The organism is Photobacterium ganghwense, from assembly GCF_003025595.1.
GTDB lineage: Bacteria > Pseudomonadota > Gammaproteobacteria > Enterobacterales > Vibrionaceae > Photobacterium > Photobacterium ganghwense.
This window is the reverse complement of the sequence record NZ_PYMI01000003.1, coordinates 149,069-171,689: the sequence shown is the minus strand read 5'-3', so window position 1 is coordinate 171,689 and position 22,621 is coordinate 149,069. Positions and strand designations below refer to the sequence as shown.

20 protein-coding genes are annotated in these 22,621 nt (G+C 50.8%); 8 read left to right on the top strand and 12 right to left on the bottom strand.

Annotated features, from left to right (window positions below; all coding sequences use genetic code 11):
* Positions 1 to 282 precede the first annotated feature (282 nt).
* Positions 283 to 1,635, bottom strand: coding sequence for a murein DD-endopeptidase MepM (gene mepM, locus C9I92_RS11280; protein WP_047883227.1), 1,353 nt, complete (start codon positions 1,633 to 1,635; stop codon positions 283 to 285).
* A gap of 2 nt (positions 1,636 to 1,637) precedes the next feature.
* Positions 1,638 to 2,642, bottom strand: a complete 1,005-nt coding sequence (znuA, locus tag C9I92_RS11275; RefSeq protein ID WP_107193853.1) for a zinc ABC transporter substrate-binding protein ZnuA — start codon at positions 2,640 to 2,642, stop codon at positions 1,638 to 1,640.
* A gap of 93 nt (positions 2,643 to 2,735) precedes the next feature.
* On the opposite strand from znuA, the gene znuC reads away from it, so the two are divergent.
* On the top strand, positions 2,736 to 3,530 hold the full coding sequence (gene znuC / locus C9I92_RS11270) for a zinc ABC transporter ATP-binding protein ZnuC (protein WP_047887753.1): 795 nt from the start codon (positions 2,736 to 2,738) through the stop codon (positions 3,528 to 3,530).
* Positions 3,523 to 4,308, top strand: a complete 786-nt coding sequence (gene znuB, locus C9I92_RS11265) for a zinc ABC transporter permease subunit ZnuB (protein ID WP_047887754.1) — start codon at positions 3,523 to 3,525, stop codon at positions 4,306 to 4,308. Before znuC ends, znuB begins: the two co-directional genes overlap by 8 nt.
* Before the next feature lie 75 nt (positions 4,309 to 4,383).
* Here znuB and C9I92_RS11260 read toward each other — a convergent pair whose 3' ends face one another.
* Positions 4,384 to 4,692 (bottom strand): VF_A0006 family four-cysteine protein, encoded by a 309-nt coding sequence (locus tag C9I92_RS11260; protein WP_047887755.1) that lies wholly within the window; start codon positions 4,690 to 4,692, stop codon positions 4,384 to 4,386.
* A 191-nt stretch (positions 4,693 to 4,883) separates the two neighbouring features.
* Here C9I92_RS11260 and C9I92_RS11255 point away from each other — a divergent pair, with 191 nt between their 5' ends.
* The 4 genes from C9I92_RS11255 to C9I92_RS11240 all read left to right on the top strand — a co-directional run bounded on the left by C9I92_RS11255 (position 4,884) and on the right by C9I92_RS11240 (position 9,111).
* Positions 4,884 to 6,266 (top strand): short-chain fatty acid transporter, encoded by a 1,383-nt coding sequence (locus tag C9I92_RS11255; RefSeq protein ID WP_047887756.1) that lies wholly within the window; start codon positions 4,884 to 4,886, stop codon positions 6,264 to 6,266.
* A 414-nt stretch (positions 6,267 to 6,680) separates the two neighbouring features.
* Positions 6,681 to 7,574: a LysR family transcriptional regulator gene (locus tag C9I92_RS11250; RefSeq protein WP_047887757.1), complete on the top strand. Its 894-nt coding sequence runs from the start codon at positions 6,681 to 6,683 to the stop codon at positions 7,572 to 7,574.
* 208 nt (positions 7,575 to 7,782) lie between these two features.
* On the top strand, positions 7,783 to 8,436 hold the full coding sequence (locus C9I92_RS11245; protein WP_047887758.1) for a CoA transferase subunit A: 654 nt from the start codon (positions 7,783 to 7,785) through the stop codon (positions 8,434 to 8,436).
* A gap of 3 nt (positions 8,437 to 8,439) precedes the next feature.
* Positions 8,440 to 9,111: a 3-oxoacid CoA-transferase subunit B gene (locus C9I92_RS11240; RefSeq protein ID WP_047887759.1), complete on the top strand. Its 672-nt coding sequence runs from the start codon at positions 8,440 to 8,442 to the stop codon at positions 9,109 to 9,111.
* A gap of 119 nt (positions 9,112 to 9,230) precedes the next feature.
* Here C9I92_RS11240 and sucD read toward each other — a convergent pair whose 3' ends face one another.
* From sucD to sdhC, 8 genes are all read right to left on the bottom strand, one after another.
* Positions 9,231 to 10,103, bottom strand: a complete 873-nt coding sequence (gene sucD / locus C9I92_RS11235) for a succinate--CoA ligase subunit alpha (protein ID WP_047887760.1) — start codon at positions 10,101 to 10,103, stop codon at positions 9,231 to 9,233.
* Positions 10,103 to 11,269: an ADP-forming succinate--CoA ligase subunit beta gene (sucC, locus tag C9I92_RS11230; RefSeq protein WP_047887761.1), complete on the bottom strand. Its 1,167-nt coding sequence runs from the start codon at positions 11,267 to 11,269 to the stop codon at positions 10,103 to 10,105. The genes sucD and sucC overlap by 1 nt, the downstream gene beginning before the upstream one ends.
* Before the next feature lie 129 nt (positions 11,270 to 11,398).
* Positions 11,399 to 12,616, bottom strand: a complete 1,218-nt coding sequence (gene odhB / locus C9I92_RS11225; RefSeq protein WP_047887762.1) for a 2-oxoglutarate dehydrogenase complex dihydrolipoyllysine-residue succinyltransferase — start codon at positions 12,614 to 12,616, stop codon at positions 11,399 to 11,401.
* 31 nt (positions 12,617 to 12,647) lie between these two features.
* Positions 12,648 to 15,458, bottom strand: a complete 2,811-nt coding sequence (sucA, locus tag C9I92_RS11220; RefSeq protein WP_047887763.1) for a 2-oxoglutarate dehydrogenase E1 component — start codon at positions 15,456 to 15,458, stop codon at positions 12,648 to 12,650.
* Between the two features lie 109 nt (positions 15,459 to 15,567).
* Positions 15,568 to 16,281, bottom strand: coding sequence for a succinate dehydrogenase iron-sulfur subunit (locus tag C9I92_RS11215; protein WP_047887764.1), 714 nt, complete (start codon positions 16,279 to 16,281; stop codon positions 15,568 to 15,570).
* Between the two features lie 14 nt (positions 16,282 to 16,295).
* Positions 16,296 to 18,062: a succinate dehydrogenase flavoprotein subunit gene (sdhA, locus tag C9I92_RS11210; protein WP_047887765.1), complete on the bottom strand. Its 1,767-nt coding sequence runs from the start codon at positions 18,060 to 18,062 to the stop codon at positions 16,296 to 16,298.
* The gene (gene sdhD / locus C9I92_RS11205) at positions 18,063 to 18,410 is read right to left on the bottom strand and encodes a succinate dehydrogenase, hydrophobic membrane anchor protein (protein ID WP_047887766.1); all 348 of its coding nucleotides are present in this window, start codon (positions 18,408 to 18,410) and stop codon (positions 18,063 to 18,065) included.
* Positions 18,404 to 18,784: a succinate dehydrogenase cytochrome b556 subunit gene (sdhC, locus tag C9I92_RS11200; RefSeq protein ID WP_047887767.1), complete on the bottom strand. Its 381-nt coding sequence runs from the start codon at positions 18,782 to 18,784 to the stop codon at positions 18,404 to 18,406. The genes sdhD and sdhC overlap by 7 nt, the downstream gene beginning before the upstream one ends.
* Positions 18,785 to 19,214: 430 nt before the next feature.
* On the opposite strand from sdhC, the gene C9I92_RS11195 reads away from it, so the two are divergent.
* A complete protein-coding gene (locus C9I92_RS11195) occupies positions 19,215 to 20,504 on the top strand; it encodes a citrate synthase (protein WP_047887768.1) in 1,290 nt (429 codons plus the stop codon).
* A gap of 84 nt (positions 20,505 to 20,588) precedes the next feature.
* Here C9I92_RS11195 and C9I92_RS11190 read toward each other — a convergent pair whose 3' ends face one another.
* On the bottom strand, positions 20,589 to 21,347 hold the full coding sequence (locus C9I92_RS11190) for a Nif3-like dinuclear metal center hexameric protein (RefSeq protein ID WP_047887769.1): 759 nt from the start codon (positions 21,345 to 21,347) through the stop codon (positions 20,589 to 20,591).
* A 335-nt stretch (positions 21,348 to 21,682) separates the two neighbouring features.
* On the opposite strand from C9I92_RS11190, the gene C9I92_RS11185 reads away from it, so the two are divergent.
* Positions 21,683 to 22,522: a DUF1853 family protein gene (locus C9I92_RS11185; RefSeq protein WP_047887770.1), complete on the top strand. Its 840-nt coding sequence runs from the start codon at positions 21,683 to 21,685 to the stop codon at positions 22,520 to 22,522.
* Positions 22,523 to 22,621: the final 99 nt, after the last annotated feature.

Below are 22,621 nucleotides of genomic sequence, written 5' to 3'. Positions count from 1 at the left end.
GGTAGCGGATAAAACAAATAATCAGACGCATAACTGTTGGCAGTTCCAAACCAAACCGCTAACAAAAAACACCAAAAAAGCAAAATCCGCCTAATCATAGTCTGTGGTAAAAAGCCCTCACCCTTGTCATAAAAGTTGGACTCATTATGCAATATCCAGAGTATTTAGATAAGCTGGCATTTATAAAATGAGGTTAAATGCATAAAAAAACGCACCGAAGTGCGTTTTTTTAGACCTGTATCAGAAAACCGTTTAGTGATTCCCAATGAGGAGATTCCTTCATTACCCGGGCACAACTTCCTTGAGCTTGTCACGTTCCTGACGAGCCTGTTGCAGGAATTGCTTACGTTCCGCAGACGGAACCGGCGCCGCCTGAGGCAATGGGACTTTCATTGCATTAACCGGTCGGTTCTTCTTGATCAGTTCATAATGCAAGTGTGGCCCGGTTGAGCGCCCGGTATTGCCACTCAGCGCGATACGCTGCCCCATGGTGACCTTATCGCCGACTTTCACCAAAATGCGGTGCAAGTGCAGATAGCGGGTCATATATTCCCGGCCATGCTTAATAACGACAAAGTTACCGGCTAACGGGTGTTTCTGCGCCTTTACTACAACCCCATCACCAGATGCCAGCACCGGCGTACCGACTGGTGTGGCGAAATCCGTCCCGTTATGCGGAGAAATACGTCCGGTTACCGGGTGTTTACGGTTAGGATTGAATGAGGAGCTGATCCGGTAGCGCTTCGCCAACGGAAAACGCCGTAACGCCCGATTCAGGCTGTGGCCTTCCACATCATAAAACTGCCCGTCACTATGACGCATCACAAACACTTCACGGTTGCCGGACAGGTAGTATAACGAGCGAATATCACCACGGTTCACCGCAGTTCCATCAATAAATTCACGATCAACGGTGACCGCAAAGCGATCCCCTTTTTGGCTCTCACGCCCCAGATCAAACCGCCATTGCATCGCCTGTACCAGAGTCTGAATCTGGTTAGGCGACAGCCCGGCCGCCAATGCAGAATTATAGAAACTGCCCGAGATACGACCGGTCAGGAAAACGGGTTTAATCTCCCCTTTTTCCTCAATGGTCTGAAAACGGTATTGCTTGCCAACCAAAGTATACCGATCCGTTTCTTTGGCATTTCGCTTAATCGCAAACTCACTGACCTGGCCATCATCATTCAAAGTCCAGGTCAGGCTTTGGCCAACGCCAAGACGTTCGATGGCTTTGTTCACCCCGATCATCTTGTACATATCCGCAATCGGCAACGCATATTGGTTAAAGATGGAGCCCAGATTGTCACCGGAGGCAACATTATGGCTGTGTGCCGTTTCAACCACTTCATCCAGTTGTTGTTCCAGCTCATCTTTCTCAACCTGGAATTCAGGATCCTGCGGGTCAATAACCGCACCAAGCGGTTCACTGTTCTGCTCTGACAGCACTTCGATATCATCCAGCGGCAGCAAGATATCTTTGCGGCCGGAAACCGACGAGTGATCGACATGAACCCCAGCGGGCTGCCACAAAATGACAGCCGCCATCAAACATGAGGTCGTAAGTAGCGCAATTCGGTGCTGACGCGGCAGCCGGGAAAGGGCTTCCGTTGCAACCTTTACTTTTGCTTTCATTATTATTTAAGACACTTGGTAAAACTCTGCCCCAAATGGCGCAAAAACTGGACGTATCCACCCTGCTCTTCAGCAATCTCTGTTGCCATCGGATCCAGGGTGCCAACGCTTACTTCCGTGCCGTTAATAACACTGTTCACCACAGCAGGCGAGAACTGAGGCTCACTGAACACGCATTTCGCCTGCGCTTCTTTCAGTGAGTGACGAATTGACACCAGCGTTTTTGCGCCTGGACGGCGGTCCGGTTCAACCGTAAAATGACCCAGCTTATTCAGACCAAATTGATCTTCAAAATACCCGTAGCCATCGTGAAAGACGAAATAGCCTCGACTTGAGAGCGGCTGCAGCTCCTGCTCAAGCGCCTGAATTGTGTTATTGACCTCGGAAGTAAACCTGGAAAGGTTAGCTTCATACTGTTGTTTATGCAATGGATCAAGATCAATCAGCTTAGCAGTAATCACTTTTGCCGCCTGTAGAGACTGTTTTGGCCCCAGCCACAGATGCGGATCAATGCCGTCATGGCTGTGCCCGTGATGGTCAGCATGGTCAGCATGGTCAGCATGGTCAGCATGGTCAGCATGGTCAGCATGGTCAGCATGGTCAGCATGGTCAGCATGGTCAGCATGGTCAGCATGGTCAGCATGGTCAGCATGGTCAGCATGACTGTCTTCGCCATAGTAGCGGAAGTCAATGCCTTCCTGAGCGGTTAGCGCCAGTGCACGAGGATTATCCTTAAGCATTTTTGTCAGAAACATTTCCAGCTCTGGTCCGGCCCAAATCACCAGATCAGCCTGTTGAATTTTTTTCGCATCTGACGGCTTCAGCGCATAATCATGGGGAGAGCTGCCCGCAGGAAGCAGACTTTCACTGGACGCCACGCCGTGAGTCAGCTCCTGCACAATCAGGTTTAGTGGCTTCACGGTTGTGACCACGTTCAGATCAGCAGCGTGCAAATGAGAAGAAAACAGTAAGCCCAGTGAGCTACATGAAAGAAGGAGTCGACGCATACTTTGTTCCCTGAATAATTCTTGATTACAACAACCGGCACAGATGTTATATTATAACATCTCACTTTGGCAAATATCTTAAGCAACGAAATAATGGCAACCTTAGTTGAATTACAGGCAGTGACAGTAGCGTTTGAAGGACGCCATGTCTTGGATCAGGTCTCTGTCAGACTTGAGCGCGGCCAAATCACTACCCTTATCGGCCCTAACGGTGCCGGCAAGTCGACCCTTGTCAAAGTCATCACCGGTCTGCGCAAGCCGACCTCAGGTAACGTTATCCGCTCCCGCGGGCTGCGCATCGGCTATGTTCCGCAAAAACTGGCTCTCAATACCGCCCTGCCACTGACGGTGGATCGTTTTCTTCGTCTGGCAGGACGCTACCGTGAACAGGAGCGTATTGAGGCCCTGGATATGGTCGGCGGCCAGCACCTGCATCACAGTAGTATGCATGCACTCTCAGGTGGCGAAATGCAGCGCGTCCTGCTGGCCCGCGCCCTGCTGCAAAAGCCGGATCTGCTGGTTCTTGATGAACCGGTTCAGGGCGTTGACGTCAACGGCCAACTGGAACTTTACAGCCTGATCCAGTCACTGCGCGATCGGCTGAACTGCGCCATTCTGATGGTGTCCCATGATCTGCATCTGGTGATGGCAAAAACGGATCACGTTATTTGTCTTCATCACCATGTCTGCTGCTCCGGAGAGCCGGAGGCGATTACCACGCACCCTTCATATGTCGCCCTGTTTGGCCGCCAGCAGAGCGAACAACTGGCGTTGTACCAGCATCATCATAATCACGACCATGATTTATCCGGCAGTCCGGTAGGCCCTTGCCAACACGATCATCACACTCACGAACACCCTAAGAATCAAGAGAAACACAATGCTTGAGTTTTTGCTTCCCGCTTTGATTGCCGGCATTGGCATCGCCCTTTTAGCCGGTCCGCTGGGGTCGTTCGTTGTATGGCGAAAAATGGCCTATTTTGGCGATACCTTATCTCATGCCTCGCTGCTGGGAATCGCATTGGGGTTCCTGTTCAACATTAACCTTAATCTGGCACTGATCATCTGCTGTCTGTCACTGGCCGTCATTCTGGTGAGCCTGCAGAAGCAGAAATATGTCGCTACTGATACCTTGCTGGGTATTCTGGCTCACAGTGCGTTATCTCTGGGCTTGGTGGCTGTCAGTTTTCTGGACCATGTCCGCATCGACCTGATGTCGTACCTGTTCGGCGATTTACTGGCGGTAACAACACAGGATCTGCTGTGGATTTACGGTGGGGGAATTGTCGTTATTGCGATGCTGGTTGTACTGTGGCGCCCACTGCTGTCCATGACCATTAATGAAGAACTGGCTCAGGTGGAAGGTGTTAATGTAGAGCTGATGCGTCTGCTGCTGATGCTGATGATCGGCTTGGTTATCGCGGTGGCAATGAAGTTTGTCGGCGCATTGATCATCACTTCTCTGCTGATTATCCCTGCGGCAACCGCACGCCGCTTTGCCCGAAGCCCGGAAGCCATGGCGGCCATCGCCTCAGGTTTAGGCACGGTCGCTGTCATACTGGGTCTGGCCATGTCATGGCACTACGATACGCCAGCTGGCCCGTCTGTGGTTGTCGCAGCGGCAGGGCTCTTTATGCTGAGTCAGTTTAAACGTACTCATGCGTGAAGAACTGCATAGATACAGCACAAAACCGCACAACAGGCTGCCACGCGCAGCCTGTTTTTTTATGTTTTGCCAGTTTCAAAACTCGAACAAACCGAGATGCCGACGATAACAAATGTTTCTGATTTTGTGGGTCACCTGCTCACTTTTTGAAGCCGGTAAGTACTCCAGCAAACAAGAAAAATACGCCTCGTCTTTGCCCGACAGCATGAAATTATCGATGTAAAGTCGATGACAGGCGTAGGTGATGACATTCACTGCCAACGCCTCTTCCGCTCCGGACACATGCTCAAGCACGCAATCCTCATATCCGGCTTTGTCTTCCTTTGCCGATACATTGCTGACCGTAACGAAAGCGCCCAGCAATAACGCAACGACTCGTTTCATCACCGGCCTCCATCTCCGCTCGTACACCCTTGAAAATTTGCAAATCATATTCCCGTTAATACAGGTTTCATTCTGGCGGAGGATAGTCTTGAATTGACAAACGCCAGAATTTCACAATTTATTAACAGGCTTTTTGGCAGCCACATCAACACACCCAATGAGTATGAACCATCCATGGAAAGGAGTTAACCATGTCGACTGAAACTGTTGGCTTTCAACAGTCCACACTGTTGCAACGCTTTTCGTTCCTTTGCACGACCCTGGTGCAGCGCTACCTACCGGATCCTTTTTTATTTGCAGCAATCCTGACCTTTGTGGTCTTTTTGATTGCGATGCCTGTAACCCAACAAAGCCCGATGCAGATGGTCGATGCTTTCGCTGGCGGATTCTGGAACTTGCTGACGTTTGCGATGCAAATGGCGATGGTCGTGGTAACCGGGCATGCCATGGCGTCAGCCCCGGTGTTCAAGCGCAGTCTGGCCTACCTGGCGATGACCGCCAAAACGCCGGGCCATGCTATTTTTATTGTTACCCTCGTCAGTGCCATTGCTTGTTGGATTAACTGGGGATTTGGTCTGGTTGTAGGGGCTATTTTTGCCCGAGAACTTGCAGCCAAAGTCAAAGGCGTCGACTATCGCCTGCTGATTGCCTCTGCCTATACCGGTTTTTTGTTCTGGCATGCCGGTCTGTCAGGCTCGATCCCGTTAGCGCTTGCCAGCGGAAGTAATCTGGAGGTTGTCACCGCCGGGGCCGTCACTCAGGCGATTTCTACCAACGAAACCCTCTTTTCTGCATCCAACCTACTGATTCTGGCTGTCATGCTCCTTGTGATTCCATTGCTAAACAAAGCAATGCACCCGAGCCAGGCTGGCGAGGTCGTTACTATCGACCCGGCGCTGCTGCAAGAACCGCCGACTTCGCAACCCTCTCATCCGCTTACGCCAGCTGAAAAACTGGAACATAGCCCTTGGGTCAATCGCCTGCTGGCCTTACTCGGTTTTAGCTACATTATTAGCTACTTCGTTGAGCACGGATTTGCCCTGAACCTAAATATTGTTAACTTTATTTTCCTGTTCACCGCCATCCTCCTGCATGACTCACCAAAGCAATTGATCGCTGCGGTGGCAGAAGGCACCAAGAACACTGCTGGAATTTTGCTGCAATTTCCATTTTACGCCGGGATTATGGGGATGATGGTCGCTAAAGGTCCGGAAGGGATCTCTTTGGCGGGAGCCGTTTCCGACTGGTTCGTCAGTATTTCCACACCAGGTAGCTTTCCGCTCTTTACTTTTCTGAGCGCAGGCATTGTCAACTTCTTCGTCCCTTCTGGGGGTGGTCAATGGGCCGTCCAAGCACCAATTATGATGCCGGCAGGTGAAGCACTGGGTGTCCCAGCCGCGAAAACCGCCATGGCCATCGCCTGGGGCGACGCATGGACCAACATGATCCAGCCGTTCTGGGCCCTGCCAGCCTTGAGTATTGCTGGCCTGAACGCCAAAGACATTATGGGCTATTGCCTGGTTGCGCTGTTGGCTTCCGGCCTGATCATCGGCTTGGGACTCGTACTGTTCTAAACGGGTAATTCAGTGGCCTGCGAGGTTTAACCGCCGAGCAGGCTGCTTTTTTGCCAACGATTTCCATCATTTTTCAGCCCCGCAATCGACCATTCTCCACAATAATCACTCACAATAACCACTCAAAATAACCACCAGCATTACCAATGCACTATCATCAACTAACACCCAATTCCATTCCCGGCCTGCATGTGCTGGCGCGAACGCCCTGTGCCCGATCCCAGGATTCAAGTCTGCATCACTGATACCACTAAACATATCAGTTACATTGGTCAATTCCGCTCAATTCGGCGAGGGGTATCTCATCGACGCTAAACCCGCCGGACAGCGCTTTGAAAAACTTTCCGGCACTGCACTTGAGAATGACTCTCCTGTCGCCGTTTTATCAACCTGTTATCAAGCAAAAGGGATCTCATGCTGGATAAGATGGCTTTTTTCGTTAATGTCATACGCTGCGGTTCAATCTCGGCCGCTTCTCGTAAATTTGATATATCTGTCTCTGCTGGCAGCCGCTGGCTGCAAAGTTTAGAGTCACAATTTGGCATGCCCCTGCTCAGACGCACCAACAAACTACTGACACCCACTCCAGCCGGACAGAAACTGTTCGAGGAATTTGCGCCGCTGGTTGATAGCGCCCACCACATTCAGCAGTCCCTGCTCGACTATCAGGAGCATGATAAGGGACATATCAATATTGCCTGTACTCCCGTCTATGCCAATCATTTCCTGATGAAAGAAATCAACGACTACCTGGTCGAGCAACCGCACGTCACGTTCTCTTTAAATATTACCCCCTGGGCTTTAGATCATGCCGGTGAAGCGGACTTGATGATCAGTGCCAATGCCACCTATCAGGGCTATCGGGAGCAAGATCTGCACCTGGTGCGCAGAGAGATTATGCAGTGTCCGTTTGTTCCCGTCGCCTCACCCGCTTATCTGGCGTTATACGGCACCCCGCAGTCTCCCGAAGCACTGAGCCACCACCGCTGCCTGTTTGCATCAACATTGACGGGCAGCAACGACTGGATCTTTACCTGCGGACCTGAAACCCAAATGATTAAGATCCCGAAAAATCTGGAGGTCAACGACAGCGACATGCTGCTGCAAGGGGTAAGAAATGGCACGGGGATTGGTTACTTACCCGAATTCGTCGTACGAAATGACATTCAAAACGGGTACTTAGTGCCTTTATTCAGCGACTATGGAACCAGCACCTGGAGCCTCAACTTGTACTATTACCCTCCGCAACGAGCGTCAGCGGCAGCCAGTAGTTTTAAGGCCTTTCTGCTTGAGCGTGCATTGGGCTAGCCCAGTTTCAGCGAGACCGACCCCGCGTCTCGCTGGCCTTCTTCCAAACAACACCCTCGCTTGCATATTCGCAAATTCGCTTTGCCGCAATAGCGCTAACGCTCCACTCTTCTCGCCCCATACACTCAAATGAACCACGACCCCAGTTTCTAAGCGCCCCACATCTGTACTAGCATGTGGCTGACGCTGACTGTTTGAGGCAAAACCAATGAAGAAGAATATCAACCGCAGCGAAATCGAGTCTCTCCTTCGTGATGGCATGACCATCATGATCGGCGGATTTATGGCAAATGGCGCTCCGGAACAACTGATTGACATCCTGCTGAGCAGCTCAGTGAAGAATTTAACCCTAGTCACCACTGACACCGGCACACCTAACTCCGGTTCCGGACGACTCATTGCCGCCAGACGTGTCCGCCGGTTGCTGGCATCACATATCGGCACCAACCCCGAAACCGGTCGGCAAATGGTTACCGGAGAACTGGAAGTTGAGTTAATCCCACAAGGCACTCTGGCCGAGCGGATCCGAGCAGCTGGCGCCGGACTGGGTGGATTTCTGACCCCAACGGGGCTGGGCACTGTAATTGCGGAAGGAAAACCAGTCATCGATGTCGATGGCCAGATGTTCTTACTGGAAAAACCGCTGCGTGCTGATCTGGCGTTAATCCGCGGCTCTGTCGTCGATAGCAAGGGAAATACTTTCTATCGCCGAACCACACAAAATTTCAATCCGCTGATGGCCATGGCGGCGGAGACGGTGATTGTCGAAGCCCACGAGCTCGTTGAAACCGGTGCCATCGCGGCGGAGAACGTTCACACGCCCGGCTTATTTATCGATCACATCTATCACCAGGAGGCTTGAGCCATGTCAAACGACAATGATAAACAACACGTCCGCTGTACCATTGCCCGGCGGGTTGCCCGGGAGCTGCGTGATGGCGATATCGTTAATCTAGGCATTGGCCTGCCTTCGTTAGTTGCCAACGAAATCGATGCTGACATTGAAGTGTTATTTCAATCCGAGAACGGGCTGTTAGGGATCCAGGGTCTGGCCAATGAGCACAACGTTGATCCGGATTTGGTCAATGCCGGAGGACAAGCGATCTCCGCCATTCCCGGTGCCAGCTATTTCAACAGTGCTGACTCCTTTGCCATTATTCGAGGTGGACATGTGGATGTCACTGTCCTGGGCGCGCTTCAGGTCGATGCGCAGGGAAATTTAGCGAACTGGATCATCCCCGGAAAAATGGTACCGGGTATGGGCGGGGCGATGGATTTAGTGGTTGGCGCCAAAAAGGTCATTGTGGCAATGGAGCATACCGCAAAAGGACAGCCTAAAATTCTTAACCATTGCAGCTTGCCACTCACTGCAGCTGGCCAGGTCAATGTCATCATCACCGAAATGGCCGTTTTCGTTGTGGAGCCAGAGGGGCTTGTGCTGACCGAAATCTCACCACATTTTACGATCTCGGATATCGAAGCAGCCACCGAGGCCCCCTTCACCATTAGCCCTGCACTCAAGCTCATGGCAGCATAGCCACTGGCTGCAACGGCTGCTATAGCGTCAACTCATCACTTTTCACTATAAATATAAAAAAACCGCTATCCATTAAACTGGATAGCGGTTTTTATTGTGCATAGTCAGTAACTGAGGAATTACCAGCCAGTTACTTCGCGCAGCGCCTTACCGATATCGGCCAGGCTCTTAACCGTTTTAACGCCAGCCGCTTCAAGTGCCTGGAACTTATCTTCTGCAGTACCTTTACCGCCAGAGATAATTGCACCTGCGTGACCCATGCGCTTACCTGGAGGGGCTGTTACACCCGCGATGTAAGAAACAACAGGCTTAGTTACATGCTCTTTGATGTATGCTGCCGCTTCTTCTTCCGCTGTACCACCGATTTCACCGATCATTACGATGGCTTCTGTCGCTGGATCTTTCTCGAACATCGCCAGGATATCGATGAAGTTTGAACCCGGGATTGGGTCACCACCGATACCAACACAGGTAGACTGGCCAAAGCCTTCGTCAGTCGTTTGCTTAACCGCTTCGTACGTCAACGTACCTGAACGTGAAACGATACCAACTTTACCCGCTTTGTGGATGTGACCAGGCATGATACCGATCTTACACTCGTCCGGTGTGATCACACCCGGGCAGTTTGGACCAATCATGCGAACGCCAGCTTCATCAAGGCGTACTTTCACGTCCAGCATATCCAGCGTTGGGATACCTTCAGTGATGGTAACGATCAGCTTGATGCCAGCATCGATCGCTTCCAGAATCGCATCTTTACAGAAAGGTGCTGGAACGTAGATAACCGTCGCCGTTGCGCCTGTTGTTTCAACAGCTTCACGAACAGTGTTGAATACTGGCAGACCCAGGTGCGTTGTACCGCCTTTACCCGGAGATACACCACCAACCATTTGCGTACCGTACGCAAGCGCTTGCTCAGAGTGGAATGTACCCTGACCGCCGGTGAAACCCTGACAGATTACTTTGGTGTCTTTGTTGATTAGGATTGACATTATTTACCCTCCGCTGCAGCAACTACTTTTTCCGCTGCTTCAGTTAGGGATGTCGCAGCAATAATGTTCAGGCCACTCTTAGCCAGTGTTTCTGCACCAAGGTCAGCGTTGTTACCTTCAAGGCGAACAACAACCGGTACTTCTACGCCAACTTCTTCAACGGCACCGATGATACCTTCGGCAATCAGATCACAACGGACGATACCACCAAAGATGTTAACCAGTACGGCTTTCACGTTTGCGTCAGACAGGATGATCTTGAAGGCTTCTGTTACACGCTCTTTCGTCGCGCCACCACCAACATCCAGGAAGTTTGCAGGCTTACCACCGTGGAGGTTCACGATGTCCATGGTACCCATTGCCAGACCAGCACCGTTTACCATACAGCCAATGTTGCCATCCAGAGCAACGTAGTTCAGTTCCCACTTCGCTGCATGCGCTTCACGCTCATCTTCTTGCGATGGGTCGTGCATTTCGCGCAGTTTTGGCTGACGGTACATTGCATTCGAGTCAATGTTAATCTTACCGTCCAGGCATAGCAGGTTGCCTTCGCCAGTGATGATCAGAGGGTTGATTTCAAGCAGCGCCAGGTCGTAGTCAGCAAACATTTTGCCCAGACCCAGGAAGATTTTGGTGAATTGCTTGATTTGATCGCCTTGCAGACCCAGTTTGAAAGCCAGCTCACGACCTTGGTATGGCTGAGGGCCAACCAGTGGATCGATAGCCGCTTTGTGGATCAGCTCAGGGGTCTCTTCAGCAACTTTCTCGATTTCAACGCCGCCTTCAGTAGACGCCATAAATACGATGCGGCGAGTAGCACGGTCTACAACCGCACCCAGGTACAGTTCGCTCGCGATGTTAGAGGCTTCTTCTACCAGGATTTTTGAAACAGGCTGACCGTTTGCATCTGTTTGGTAAGTTACCAGGTTTTTACCCAGCCACTTTTGTGCAAATTCTTTGATACCGTCTTTGGTTTTGTGCAGTTCCACACCGCCCGCTTTACCGCGGCCGCCAGCGTGTACCTGACATTTCACGACCCATTTGTCGCCACCAATTTTGCCAGCAGCTTCTGCTGCTTCTTGCGGTGTATCACACGCATAACCTTCCGGAACTGGCAGACCGTACTCAGCGAACAGCTGTTTCGCCTGATATTCATGCAGATTCATGATGTTCTATCCGTTTTCATATCCCTTAAGGGACTTGTTATATCCATGCGAAATACGCTGGGGTATTTCTTCGTTCTTCACTGCATATTAAATAGGCCGGACGTTGAGCCTGCCCGGCCTGATACAGTGTTATACGTCCAGAAGCAGACGTGTTGGGTCTTCTAGAAGCTCTTTGATAGTAACCAGGAAGCCTACTGACTCACGGCCATCGATCAGGCGGTGGTCGTAAGACAGTGCCAGGTACATCATTGGCAGGATTTCAACCTTGCCGTCTACCGCCATTGGACGGTCCTGGATTTTGTGCATACCCAGAATCGCAGCTTGTGGCGGGTTGATGATTGGCGTAGACATCAGGGAACCGAACACACCACCGTTGGTGATAGTGAAGTTACCGCCAGTCAGCTCTTCAACTTTCAGCTTGCCGTCACGGCCTTTGATAGCCAGGTCACGGATGCCTTTTTCAATTTCAGCCAGGCTTAGCTTGTCACAGTCACGCAGAACCGGAGTTACCAGGCCGCGAGGTGTTGACACAGCGATGCTGACGTCAAAGAAGTTGTGGTACACGATGTCGTCACCGTCGATAGAAGCATTCACTTCCGGGTAACGTTTCAGCGCTTCAACCACAGCTTTCACGTAGAAAGACATGAAGCCCAGGCGAATGCCGTGACGCTCTTCAAAGATGTCTTTGTACTGCTGACGCAGATCCATGATTGGCTTCATGTTCACTTCGTTGAAGGTCGTCAGCATCGCAGTGCTGTTCTTCGCTTCAAGCAGACGCTCAGCCACACGCTTACGCAGACGAGTCATCGGAACACGTTTCTCGCTACGGTGAGCAAGAGGCGCTTCTGCTTTCACTTCAACCGCAGTGTCAGCAACCGGTGCCGCTTTCTTACCGTCTTTCACGTAAGCTTCAACGTCTTCACGAGTGATGCGACCGCCAACACCAGTGCCTTTCACATCCGTTGCGTTAATGCTGTGCTCAGCCAGCAGGCGACGAACCGCAGGGCTCAGTGCTTCATTTGTTTCTTCACTCAGCGCGGCTGTACTGCGCTTGTTTGGTGAAGCTTCGGCTTCCGCCGGTACATCTTTAGTTGGTTCGCCAGCAACGGCGCCCACTTTGATCTTACCCAGCAGCTGCTTGGTCAGAACTGTCGTACCTTCCGCTTCCAGAATAGATTCCAGAATACCGTCTTCAGGTGCTGGTACTTCCAGCACAACTTTGTCTGTCTCGATATCAACCAGAACTTCATCACGTGTAACTGCATCACCTGGTTGTTTGTGCCAGGTTGCCACTGTCGCATCAGCAACTGATTCAGGTAAATCGGGAACCAGAATTTCGATCGTCATATCGGCTTTGTCCTTTTTGTTCCAGTTCAAATCAAGCTATTGTTAGTGCGTCTTCAACCAACGCTTTTTGTTGTTTCAGGTGAACCGACATGTAACCTACCGCCGGTGAGGCTGATGCCGCACGGCCTGCATAGTTCAGTTCAGCGCCTTGAGGCAGAGCAGCACGGAAGTTGTGCTGGCTTGAGTACCAAGCGCCCTGGTTCTGAGGTTCTTCCTGACACCAGATAAAGTCTTTAACGTGCTGGTAATCCGCCAGCGCCGCTTCGACGTCCTCTTTCGGGAATGGGTAAAGCTGTTCGATACGCACGATGGCAACATCGGTCTGCTCATTCTTACGACGCTGTTCCAGCAGATCGTAATACACCTTACCTGAACACAGGACGACACGTTTCACCTGTTTCGGATCCAGATCATCAATCTCGCCGATAGCAGGCTGGAAGTTGCCGTTAGCCAGGTCATCCAGAGTAGAAGTACACAGTGGATGGCGAAGCAGCGACTTCGGAGACATCACAATCAGCGGGCGACGCATTGGGCGTACAACCTGGCGACGCAACATGTGGTAAACCTGAGCCGGTGTGGATGGGATAACCACTTGCATGTTCTGCTCAGCACACAGCTGCAGGTAACGCTCAAGACGGGCTGATGAGTGCTCAGGGCCCTGACCTTCATAACCATGAGGTAACAGCATAGTCAGACCACACATACGGCCCCACTTCTGCTCACCCGAGCTGATGAACTGGTCAATCACTACCTGTGCACCGTTAGCGAAGTCACCAAACTGGGCTTCCCATACAGTCAGGCCGCCCGGCTCAGCCGTGGCATAACCGTATTCAAATGCCAGTACCGCTTCTTCCGACAACACAGAGTCAAACACCTGGAAAGGCCCCTGCTTGTCATGAATGTTTGCCAGCGGGATATAAGTGCTTGCATCGTTTTGGTTGTGCAGAACCGCGTGACGGTGGAAGAATGTACCACGTCCTGAGTCCTGGCCAGTGATACGAATGCGATTGCCTTCGTCAACCAAAGTGGCGTACGCCAGTGTTTCTGCCATACCCCAGTCGATAGCTTTTTCGCCGCTCGCCATAGACAGGCGATCGTTGTACAGCTTCTGAACCCGGCTTTGCAGAATGTGACTTTCAGGGTACTGACAGATACGTTGCGCCAACTCAATCAGGCGGCCTTCGTCGTACTGGTTTTTCCACTCAACAGTCCAGTCGTGGCCCAGATATGGAGCCCAGTCAACGGAATGGAGTTTCATTGGACGCCATTCTTTCACGACGCAATCACCACGATCCAGCGCATCACGGTACTCATTGATCAGTGCAGTCGCAGTTTCCAAATCAACCGAACCTGCATCAGTCAGCATGTCAGCATACAGCTTACGTGGCGTTGGGTGCTTCTTGATCTTCTGGTACATCAGCGGTTGAGTCGCATTCGGCTCATCCGCTTCGTTGTGACCATGGCGACGGTAACACACCAGATCAATCACGACATCGCGCTTAAAGGTGTTACGGAAATCCAGTGCAATACGAGTAACGAATGCAACGGCTTCCGGATCATCAGCGTTAACGTGGAAGATTGGTGACTGAACCATCTTGGCGATGTCAGTACAGTACTGAGTCGAACGGGTATCCATCGGGTTGGATGTAGTGAAACCAACCTGGTTGTTCACGACGATGCGAACAGTACCACCCACACGGTAACCACGAGACTGGGACATGTTGAAGGTTTCAGCTACCACACCCTGACCGGCAATTGCAGAGTCACCGTGGATGGTAATAGGCAGAACTTGCGAGCCATCTCTGTCGCCAAGGCGATCCTGACGGGCACGAACCGAGCCCACAACAACCGGATTCACAATTTCCAGGTGCGACGGGTTGAATGCGAGTGCTAAATGCACGTCACCGCCTGGCGTTGCGAAGTCAGCAGAGAAACCCTGGTGGTATTTCACATCACCAGTACCCCAGCTTTCGCCGTGCTTACCGGCAAACTCGTCAAACAGGTCCTGCGGCTTTTTACCCAGAACGTTGACCAGCATGTTCAGACGACCACGGTGTGCCATACCGATTACCACTTCACGGGCACCATTAGTACCTGCGTAGCGAATCAGTTCTTTGACCATAGGGATCAGGGCATCACCACCTTCCAGTGAGAAGCGCTTCGCACCAGGGAACTTCGCGCCCAGATAGCGCTCAAGACCTTCAGCAGCTGTCAGCTCTTCCAGGAATGTCTGTTGCTCTTCCTTCGTGAAAGTACCACGACCCACCACAGATTCCAGACGCTGCTGAATCCAGCGTTTTTCTTCTGTATTAGTGATGTGCATGTACTCGGCACCGATCGAACCACAGTAGGTTTTCTTCAGCGCATCATACAGCTCAGAAAGTTTCATGGTCTCTTGGCCGATAGCGAAAGAGCCCACGTTGAATGTTTCGTTGAAATCATCCGCTGTCAGGTTATGGAACTCAGGATCGAGGTCTGCGACTCGCTCCTGTTGCCACAGGCCTAACGGATCTAAGTTCGCGTGCTGATGTCCGCGGAATCGGTAAGCATTGATAAGCTGCAATACCTTAACCTGCTTGGCATCAACGTCTGGATCGCTGACGGTAGCACTTAGATGAGTCGTCTCTTTCGCCAAACGCCGGAAGTAGTCACGAACCCGTGAATGCGGCTGCTCAACGGCAGTTTCACTCACAACAGGCAGATCACTGAATACGTGACGCCATTCTTCGTCCACTAACTCTGGGTCGCTAAGATACAACTCGTAGAGATCCTCTACATAAGTTGCATTGGCGCCAGCCAGGTGTGAAGACTCTAACCAAGTCTTCATAACGCCGTTCTGCATTGTTTTCCCTTAACCACTAGTTATCGCCATTTGCGCCGGATTGGGTACCGGGCTAAAAGCCGGCTCCCGATTGCGAATCAGAGAGCCAGCATATCGATAATTCGAAAAATTATACTGCGCGCTTGAGCAACATCGACTTGATGTGGCCAATCGCTTTTGTCGGATTCAAGCCTTTCGGACAAACATTTACACAGTTCATGATGCCATGGCAACGGAAAACACTAAAAGCGTCGTCCAGATCAGATAAACGTTCGTCAGTCGCGGTATCACGACTATCAATTAACCAGCGGTATGCCGCCAGCAGGCCAGCCGGGCCAATAAATTTATCCGGGTTCCACCAGAATGACGGGCACGATGTGGAACAACATGCACACATGATACATTCGTACAGACCATCAAGGTGGGCACGATCTTCTGGTGACTGAAGGTTTTCACGAGCCGGTGGCTGTGCGCCTTCATTAATCAGGAACGGCTTAACCTTGGCATAGTTGGTGTAGAACTGATCCATATCGATGATCAGGTCACGAATCACAGGCAAACCAGGCAACGGACGGATAACAATGGTCTTTTCGCCTGTCAGCGCCGACAGCGGCGTGATACAAGCCAGACCGTTTTTACCGTTCATATTGATGCCATCAGAACCACATACCCCTTCACGGCATGAGCGACGGAACGCCAGTGACGGATCCTGTTCTTTCAGAAGAATCAGGGCGTCCAGTACCATCATGTCAGAGCCTTCCGGCACATCCAGGGTGTACCCTTTCATGTGCGGCGCGTTGTCTACGTCAGGGTTGTAGCGGTAAATCGAGAAATTGAGTTTCATAATCTATCTTCCCCTTAGTAAGTACGCGCTTTTGGCGGGAACGCTTCACGATGAACTGGCGACATATTTACATCACGCTTCGACATTTCTTCTGTCTCAGGGTTGTAAATAGAGTGGCACAGCCAGTTTGCATCATCACGCTCAGGGAAGTCGAAACGTGCGTGCGCACCACGGCTCTCAGTACGGTAGTTAGCCGCAACAGCGGTGGCAAACGCCGTTTCCATCAGGTTGTCCAGTTCCAGACATTCGATACGCTGGGTATTGAATTCTGATGAAGTATCGTCAAGACGGGCTTCTTTCAGACGCTCACGGATCACTTTCAGCTCTTCCAGACCGGTTGCCATTGCTTCACCCTCACGGAATACCGAGAAGTTGTTTTGCATGCAGCGCTGCAGATCTTTACGGATTTGAACCGGATCTTCACCTTTCTGGGTGCTGTTCCAACGGTTCAGACGAGCCAGTGACGCTTCGATGTCAGATTCAGTTGCAGGGCGGGCTTCAGCCTGCGCCAGCAGTGTTTCACCCAGGTGAAGACCGGTTGCACGGCCGAATACCACCAGGTCAAGCAGTGAGTTGCCACCCAGACGGTTCGCACCGTGTACTGATACAGAGGCGATTTCACCACATGCGAACAGACCTTGAACTTCAACGTCCTGACCGGAAGCTGTTTGTTTGATTGCCTGACCTGAAACCTGAGTCGGTACACCACCCATCATGTAGTGACAGGTTGGGATAACTGGGATTGGCTCTTTCACCGGATCAACGTGCGCGAAAGTACGCGACAGTTCACAAATACCTGGTAGACGAGATTCCAGTACCTCTTTACCCAGGTGATCCAGTTTCAGTTTGATGTGTGGACCCCATGGGCCATCGCAACCGCGACCTTCACGAATTTCGACCATCATTGAACGCGCAACAACGTCACGGCCAGCCAGGTCTTTCGCGTTCGGTGCGTAACGCTCCATGAAGCGCTCACCGTCTTTGTTCAGCAGGTAGCCCCCTTCACCACGACAGCCTTCCGTTACCAGAACACCGGCACCGGCAATACCCGTCGGGTGGAACTGCCACATTTCCATATCTTGCATCGGTACACCGGCACGCAGAGCCATACCAACACCGTCACCGGTATTGATGTGAGCATTCGTCGTCGATGCGTAGATACGGCCAGCACCGCCTGTTGCCAGGATGGTTGCTTTAGACTTGAAGTAACAGATTTCGCCGGTTTCCATGCACAATGCAGTACAGCCCAGAATAGCGCCATCTTGGTTCTTAACCAGATCCAGTGCATACCATTCTGAGAAGATAGTAGTTTTGTGCTTCACGTTTTGTTGGTACAGCGTGTGCAGCAGTGCGTGGCCGGTACGGTCAGCTGCAGCTGCAGTACGTGCTGCCTGCTCACCACCAAACTCTTTCGACTGACCGCCGAACGGACGCTGGTAAATAGTGCCATTGTCAAAACGAGAGAACGGCAGACCCATTTTTTCCAGCTCAATTACGGATTGTGGGCCAGTCTTACACATGTACTCGATCGCGTTCTGGTCACCGATGTAGTCGGAACCTTTTACGGTATCGTACATGTGCCATTGCCAGTTGTCCGGGTGTGAGTTACCCAGAGCAACGGTAATACCACCTTGCGCAGATACCGTATGTGAACGGGTCGGGAAAACTTTAGACAGCAGCGCACATTTCAGGCCCTGCTCAGAAATTTGCAGTGCGGCGCGCATCCCAGCACCACCAGCACCAATTACAACGGCATCAAATTCTCGAACTGCAATGCTCACTTACGCACCCCACACAATGAAGAAACCTGAGAACAGGTAAACCAGAAGAACAGCAACAACACCAAACTGAAGACCCGCACGTAGCGCAGCAGGTTTAATATAATCAGTCAGTACCTGCCACAAACCGATCCAGGCGTGAACCAGAATGGATAGCAGTGCCAGCATGGTGAAGACTTTAGTGCTTAGCTTGCCGAAGAAAGCACTCCAGGTTTCAAAGGTCAGATCAGGCCCGAAGGCAAAGAAACCAACCATATAAAGGGTGTAAAGCGTAAGAATGATTGCCGTTGCGCGGATCAGAATAAAATCATGAACGCCATTACGGCCGACTGTAGAAACGTTGCTTACCATACCAGGCCTCCAGCGAACAGAGACAGTACAGCAACGATTGCAAAACTTACTTTTGCACTCGCAATACCGGTTTCCATCTCTTCAAAATATCCCATATCCATCAACAAGTGACGAATACCGACTACAATGTGATAGAACAGTGCAGTTAGTACTCCCCAAAGAACGAACTTCACAAAGAAACTGTCGACAATGTCAGCAGCACTTGCGAAACCTTCCGGGGAAGACAGGGAGAGGCCCAGTAGCCACAACAGGATAGCTACGGATACAAAGGTGATCACGCCTGAAACGCGATGCAAGATAGACGCTATCGCAGTTAGAGGGAAGCGAATCGTCTGTAGGTCGAGGTTAACAGGTCTTGGCTTGTTTACTTTCACGGTGATTGCCCACTCAGCTCCATTGAAGCAATTTTATTGTTATCACTCTCCGCTTCCGCTTAAGCCGTACAACTGCGTTAACCGTTAACATTGTTGTAACTTGAGGTTGCAATTATGTTTTACCCTGAAATAGCGATAAAACGGTGCCTTACCTAACTTACGAAAATTATTGATAACTTGAGCATTTGTATCTGGCGGCGGCAGAACCAGAGACCTGCGGCGAGTATACGCCTCGCAACAGTCAATTACAAATCCTGTTACATGACCTCTAACACGCTTTTAGAAATTTACCCCTTTTATCCAAAGTTATTAACAAGCGCACACAAGTGAGCACAAAAATTGACAATCACTCCACCGATCGGTACAACAAATGCACATCCGCCTAGGACTAGGATCGGATTAGGATTATAAAAAAACAAAGGAGATTGTTATGGCAGACAAGAAAGCTACTCTTCATATTGAAGGGAATGCACCGATCGAACTGCCGATTATCGGGGGCACTGAAGGGCCTGAAGTAGTTGACGTACGTAAGCTTGGCGCTAACGGTTACTTTACTTTTGACCCGGGTTTTCTAGCCACTGCGTCATGTGAATCTCAAATTACTTACATTGATGGTGATAACGGTATTCTGCTTCATCGCGGATACCCGATTGACCAGTTAGCCAATAACGCTGACTACTTGGAAGTCTGTTACATTCTGCTGTATGGCGAAGTACCGACCCGTGAGCAGTACGAAACTTTCCGTACCACGGTGACACGCCATACTATGGTTCACGAGCAAATTTCGAGTTTCTTCCACGGTTTCCGTCGTGATGCACACCCAATGGCTGTTATGTGTGGCGTAGTAGGCGCACTGGCAGCGTTCTATCACGATTCTCTGGATATCAATAACGATACCCACCGTGAAATCACGGCTTTCCGCCTGCTATCGAAGATGCCGACTCTGGCAGCAATGTGTTACAAATACTCGATTGGCCAGCCGTTTATCTTCCCGCGTAATGACCTGGACTATGCGGAAAACTTCCTGCACATGATGTTTGCCACTCCGTGTGAAGAATACGAAGTGAGCCCTGTCGTTGCTCGCGCGATGGATAAAATCTTCACGCTGCACGCCGACCATGAGCAAAACGCGTCAACATCAACAGTCCGTCTGGCAGGTTCTTCGGGTGCTAACCCATTTGCCTGTATCGCTGCGGGTATTGCTTCTCTGTGGGGTCCTGCCCACGGTGGTGCAAACGAAGCTTGTCTGAAAATGTTGGAAGAAATTGGCAGCGTAGACAAGATTCCTGAGTACATTGAACGTGCTAAAGACAAGGATGACCCATTCCGCCTGATGGGCTTTGGTCACCGTGTTTATAAGAACTACGACCCACGTGCAACCGTAATGCGTGAAGCGTGTCACGATGTACTGCAAGAGCTGAATATTCAGGATCCGCTGCTGGATGTGGCGATGGAACTTGAGCGTATCGCTCTGTCTGACGAGTACTTCATTGAGAAGAAACTGTACCCGAACGTTGATTTCTACTCAGGTATCATCCTGAAAGCAATCGGTATTCCGGTATCTATGTTCACTGTGATCTTTGCAATGTCTCGTACCATCGGCTGGATTGCCCACTGGAACGAAATGCACAATGATCCGCACAACCGCATTGGCCGTCCTCGCCAGCTGTACACCGGTTACAAGCAGCGTGCGTTCAAACCTCTGCATGAGCGTGAATAAGTTACTTCACTAAAAAAGGGCCTTACGGCCCTTTTTTAATTCGTCTTTCTTTCGCATCATCGCTTGGCACGACGAACTTAGTTACTACACTGGGTTATCGATATCAATAAAGGTCACGTCAAAGCCATGGTTAGCTGCCAGGTATTCACCCAGTGCTTTCACTCCATAGCGCTCGGTCGCATGATGACCCGCGCTGAAATAATGAATACCCAGCTCGCGGGCAGTATGCACAGTACGTTCCGAAATTTCCCCGGAAATAAAGGCATCCAGCCCTTTCTGAGCAGCCAGTTCAAGAAAATCCTGACCTCCCCCAGTACACCAGCCAACGGTCTTGATCTCTGCCGGCCCCGTATCACCGATGTGCAGCGGTTCACGATGTAATGCGATGGATAAACGTGCTGCCAGCTCATCACCACTCAACGGTTCAGCAAACTGGCCAAAAACAGATACTGAGTTCGGATTACCCGCCTCAAGCCCGCCCAGCATTTCAATATCCAGCAGCTTGGCTAATTGCGCATTGTTCCCAAGGGTTGGGTGCACGTCCAGCGGTAGGTGGTAAGCGTACAGATTAATCCCGTTTTCAATCAGCGCCTTAATACGACGGTATTTCATACCACGAATTTCAGAAGGTTCCCCTTTCCAGAAATAACCGTGGTGGACCAACAATGCGTCTGCTTTTTCTTCAATCGCTCGGTCAACCAGCGCCTGGCTGGCCGTCACGCCGGTGATAATGGTTTTTACCTCAACTTTCCCTTCAACTTGCAGCCCGTTTGGGCAGTAATCTTTGATCAGGTGCGGACTCAGTAATTCATTGAGCAAAGTTTCTAATTTTAAGTGATTCATGGTCATTTCCTTTTGCGTCTATGATCCTATTCTAACGTGAAACCGGGCTGAAAAAAGCCGTGATAAGGCCATACACCCTGCTCCTAACCTGTTACCATCAAGAGTAATAAAGGCAGCATGCCCGACATTGCAGGAAAATCGCGATAGGTAAGGCACAAATACCATCTCGCTACCCACTGACGACGCAAAAAATAAACCAGAGCTGTTTATAAGTCGCCATAGTTATCCACAAGAGCCATTATTGGCATGGTGATATCGAAGAAATCTCCTGCGATATGAGAATCGGACGAACTTTTTAGTCCATCTATTTATATAAAAAGGCGATTTATATCAAAATGTCATCAAACCAGCTATTGCAAAACCAGCCGCTCAACCATAAGCAGAGCTCGCCTAACCCGTTTGAGGCTGTCTTACATCTGCCGCCCCTGCTCACGGGGCATGACTACATCATCGACCAAGATTGGCTGGCGCAATTTCGCCAATCCGCCAATATTCCAGCGGATTCATCCTACCAGGGCAATCCACGGTTGGGCTTTTACTATCAGTGGCTTTGGCAACAACTCATCCTTGAACACCCGCATTATGATCTGGTTGCGGAAGAACTTCAGCTACACGACAACAAACAAACATTGGGGGCGATCGATTTCCTGGTTCGCAATCTGATGACAGGTGAACTGGAACACTGGGAAGTGGCAATCAAATTTTACCTAGCCTGGGAGCAGAGTTGGCCGGGTCCTAACGCCAAAGACAACTTAGATAAAAAAGCAAAGCGAATGCTGGAGCACCAGTTAGCCCTTTCTGATCACATGGCTTATCAACAACAGCTCTCCCCAATCTTCGGTCAGGTTGCGGTTAGACGTCTCATCATGCAGGGTCGACTGTTTTACCCGGAAGATCAAACCAGCCAAGGTTCCGGCATTTCTCTTAATCCGGGAGCCAGCATCGGACGCTGGTGTTACAGCCACCAGCTTCAAGACAAGATATTACGACCGCTGACAAAACGGGAATGGATTGCTCCACCGCCATTTTCAACGCTGGCGACGCCGCCTTTAACGGGCGTGATTTCTCATCCGGCCATGGCGGTCGATGCGCAAGAAAACCTCTGGTTCGTAATGCCGGATCACTGGCCTGCTCAGCAACCTGAACACAGGCTAGGACATCAGATGGTGAAATAGAACAGTTCGACATACAGGATTGAAGAAAACACGGGATCGCGATAGGCCCTATGAAACAATAATAAAAGTGGAACAATATAAAACGAGCAATATAAAACG

Bases quoted from the DNA above. Each gene is read 5' to 3' on its own strand.
- mepM (WP_047883227.1), bottom strand. From the start codon at position 1,635: ATGAAAGCAAAAGTAAAGGTTGCAACGGAAGCCCTTTCCCGGCTGCCG.
- znuA (WP_107193853.1), bottom strand. From the start codon at position 2,642: ATGCGTCGACTCCTTCTTTCATGTAGCTCACTGGGCTTACTGTTTTCT.
- znuC (WP_047887753.1), top strand. From the start codon at position 2,736: ATGGCAACCTTAGTTGAATTACAGGCAGTGACAGTAGCGTTTGAAGGA.
- znuB (WP_047887754.1), top strand. From the start codon at position 3,523: ATGCTTGAGTTTTTGCTTCCCGCTTTGATTGCCGGCATTGGCATCGCC.
- C9I92_RS11260 (WP_047887755.1), bottom strand. From the start codon at position 4,692: ATGAAACGAGTCGTTGCGTTATTGCTGGGCGCTTTCGTTACGGTCAGC.
- C9I92_RS11255 (WP_047887756.1), top strand. From the start codon at position 4,884: ATGTCGACTGAAACTGTTGGCTTTCAACAGTCCACACTGTTGCAACGC.
- C9I92_RS11250 (WP_047887757.1), top strand. From the start codon at position 6,681: ATGCTGGATAAGATGGCTTTTTTCGTTAATGTCATACGCTGCGGTTCA.
- C9I92_RS11245 (WP_047887758.1), top strand. From the start codon at position 7,783: ATGAAGAAGAATATCAACCGCAGCGAAATCGAGTCTCTCCTTCGTGAT.
- C9I92_RS11240 (WP_047887759.1), top strand. From the start codon at position 8,440: ATGTCAAACGACAATGATAAACAACACGTCCGCTGTACCATTGCCCGG.
- sucD (WP_047887760.1), bottom strand. From the start codon at position 10,103: ATGTCAATCCTAATCAACAAAGACACCAAAGTAATCTGTCAGGGTTTC.
- sucC (WP_047887761.1), bottom strand. From the start codon at position 11,269: ATGAATCTGCATGAATATCAGGCGAAACAGCTGTTCGCTGAGTACGGT.
- odhB (WP_047887762.1), bottom strand. From the start codon at position 12,616: ATGACGATCGAAATTCTGGTTCCCGATTTACCTGAATCAGTTGCTGAT.
- sucA (WP_047887763.1), bottom strand. From the start codon at position 15,458: ATGCAGAACGGCGTTATGAAGACTTGGTTAGAGTCTTCACACCTGGCT.
- C9I92_RS11215 (WP_047887764.1), bottom strand. From the start codon at position 16,281: ATGAAACTCAATTTCTCGATTTACCGCTACAACCCTGACGTAGACAAC.
- sdhD (WP_047887766.1), bottom strand. From the start codon at position 18,410: ATGGTAAGCAACGTTTCTACAGTCGGCCGTAATGGCGTTCATGATTTT.
- C9I92_RS11195 (WP_047887768.1), top strand. From the start codon at position 19,215: ATGGCAGACAAGAAAGCTACTCTTCATATTGAAGGGAATGCACCGATC.
- C9I92_RS11190 (WP_047887769.1), bottom strand. From the start codon at position 21,347: ATGAATCACTTAAAATTAGAAACTTTGCTCAATGAATTACTGAGTCCG.
- C9I92_RS11185 (WP_047887770.1), top strand. From the start codon at position 21,683: ATGTCATCAAACCAGCTATTGCAAAACCAGCCGCTCAACCATAAGCAG.